Consider the following 2,233-nt stretch of genomic DNA (forward strand, 5'->3'; position numbering starts at 1 on the left):
TTTAGGAAAGATTTTAGTAAAAATCATGAATTTAAACAATTAAATCTTAGCTTTGATACTAATTTAATCAAACTTTATTTTATTATCCCTAAAAATATCCCTAAAGCCTATAAAGATGCTTATAAAAAATTTGAATACAAAGATTTAGGAGCAGGATATTTTAAAGAGTTACATGAATATGATAAAATTATTAGAAATTCCTTAAAAGATAATAAAGAACTAAATGAATATCATTTTAGTTTTTTAGCCCCTGCTAAAATGAAAAATTTAAAACTTCAAATCGCAAAGGGACTAGATAAAATCTTAGAAGATGAAGATAGAAAGCAAGATCTTTTTGTTTGTAAATTTGTAGTGGTAAATGGGATAGGATAAAATAGAATAAAAACAAAAAATAAAGATGTAAATATAGATAATAACACAAAGGATATAAATACTACAAAAAGCAATAATATAAGTTCTAATAAAAGCAATACTCAAGAAAAAATTCCTGATAATATTATAAGGATAGAAACGCAAGATGGTAGTGGAGATTTTATAGAGATAATATTTCCTAGTGAATTAGAACTTAGTGATAAACCCTTGGAGGATGTGAGTTATGCTCCTTTGGGAAGTATTTTAGATATTGCTTTAGATTCGGTAGAAAATAGCGGTATTTTTGGGAATGCTTTAGCTGCATTAGTAGCTGTAAAAAATCCTAAAAATTTAAAAAATATTATTAAGAAAAAATCCAAATATGCCACAAAACAAGAAGTGATAGATGTATTAAAAAATAAATACAATCTTAAGACTTCTGATGAGTTAAATAACATGGGTTATAAACAATTTTATAAAAATAAGAATGTTTATATGGCCGAAGATAATAAGCATATAAAAGAAATATGGCAAGATATAACAGAGGGAGCGGAGGTATTAGAAGACGCAAAAAATGGAATAAAAATGAGAAAATTAGATGATGGAACCGTTCTTAGATTAAGAAAAACATCTAGTTCAGGTGGTTCTGCAATTGATATAGGTTGAAAAAAGCCAAATAATGTAATTCACAATAAGGCAAAAGAAAATGGCGATTGGTAAAGTAATTCATAAATATGGTTCATTTTTTCCTGATTTTGATGAGAAATCAGAGATAAAGCTATTTCTACAAATTCCAAACCTTAATAAAACAGATATTTTAGAATACTTTGAAGATCATTTTTTAGGATCAATTTTTTGGGATGCATGTGAATTTAATGATATATATTGCCCTTTGTTTTTCACAGAAGATGAAAACTTAAAAAATTCCATCAAACCAAATTATAATAGCGAATATGTAGGCATCATAGGACAACTATTCTTAGCAGGATATATAGATTTTGGGATTGATTCAAGATCAGAAGATAAATATACAAGGACAGACTATCCTACTAATTTATCCTACTATAAAGAAGATAAATATCAAGCTTGGATTTATTTTAAAGATAATTTTTTTTATACTAATGCATTTTTAAAAGAAGATGAAGAAGATATTTTAATCTACAAAGATAAAGAATACACAGCAAATACTCTACCCAAACTTAAAAAAGGAGAAAAAGTTTATAGCACAATGTTTTCCACTACTTCTTGGGATATGCCAAGATATTGGAGTGGGTATAATATATGGGTAACAAAGACAAAAAAAGGCACAAAATACTTTAATGAAATTTTAGCCCCTAAGCTTTACAATAAATATAAAGATTTGGAAGTAGAAATTGATGATAAAGGTAATATTATAAGATGGATTGGAGAGATTAATAGGTGATTTTTGTTAATTTTAAAAGATAATAATAAAATACTCAAAAGATAGAACAAAGAGAAATTTCTATAAAAAATAAGAAAACAGGAAAAGTTTCTTACAAGATATAAGTTGGATGATGAAACTAATCTTGTATATAGAACGGGTTCTGGAAGTAACGGAGAGGTAATTAATATTTATGATAAAAATCCAAAGATTAATAAAATTATTCATGCTAAGAAATAAAGCGGTGAAAATTAAAGTGATATACGCAATGGGCAATCCTATCTTTCTTTATAGAGGGATGGATAAAACAGGTTATGAAAGTGATGAAATTTTAAACAAGGTATTAGAGAATAATGGGAAATATTTTTTTGAAATGGATTTATTTTTAGACTATTTAAAACATACCTCAAAAACAGATATTTTGTTAGCATTTGAATATTTATTTTTAAAACTTATTGACAATGAATTTTTTGCAAGACA

The 2,233-nt window shown here is 26.1% G+C and carries 2 protein-coding genes and 2 pseudogenes; all 4 read left to right on the forward strand.

What is annotated here, in order from left to right:
- Positions 1 to 372, forward strand: a pseudogene (locus CQA75_RS08780) (hypothetical protein); the annotation flags it as partial.
- 216 nt (positions 373 to 588) lie between these two features.
- Entirely contained in the window at positions 589 to 1,017 is a 429-nt protein-coding gene (locus tag CQA75_RS09460; RefSeq protein WP_246023828.1) for a hypothetical protein, read from the forward strand.
- Positions 1,018 to 1,057: 40 nt separating this feature from the next.
- A complete protein-coding gene (locus CQA75_RS08790) occupies positions 1,058 to 1,774 on the forward strand; it encodes a hypothetical protein (RefSeq protein ID WP_137624585.1) in 717 nt (238 codons plus the stop codon).
- A gap of 205 nt (positions 1,775 to 1,979) precedes the next feature.
- Positions 1,980 to 2,233, forward strand: a pseudogene (locus CQA75_RS08795) (hypothetical protein); the annotation flags it as partial.

Source organism: Campylobacter taeniopygiae (assembly GCF_005406225.1).
GTDB lineage: Bacteria > Campylobacterota > Campylobacteria > Campylobacterales > Campylobacteraceae > Campylobacter_D > Campylobacter_D taeniopygiae.

What these genes read in the sequence shown, in the direction of transcription:
- CQA75_RS08790 (WP_137624585.1), top strand. Translation starts at nt 1,058, where the DNA reads ATGGCGATTGGTAAAGTAATTCATAAATATGGTTCATTTTTTCCTGAT.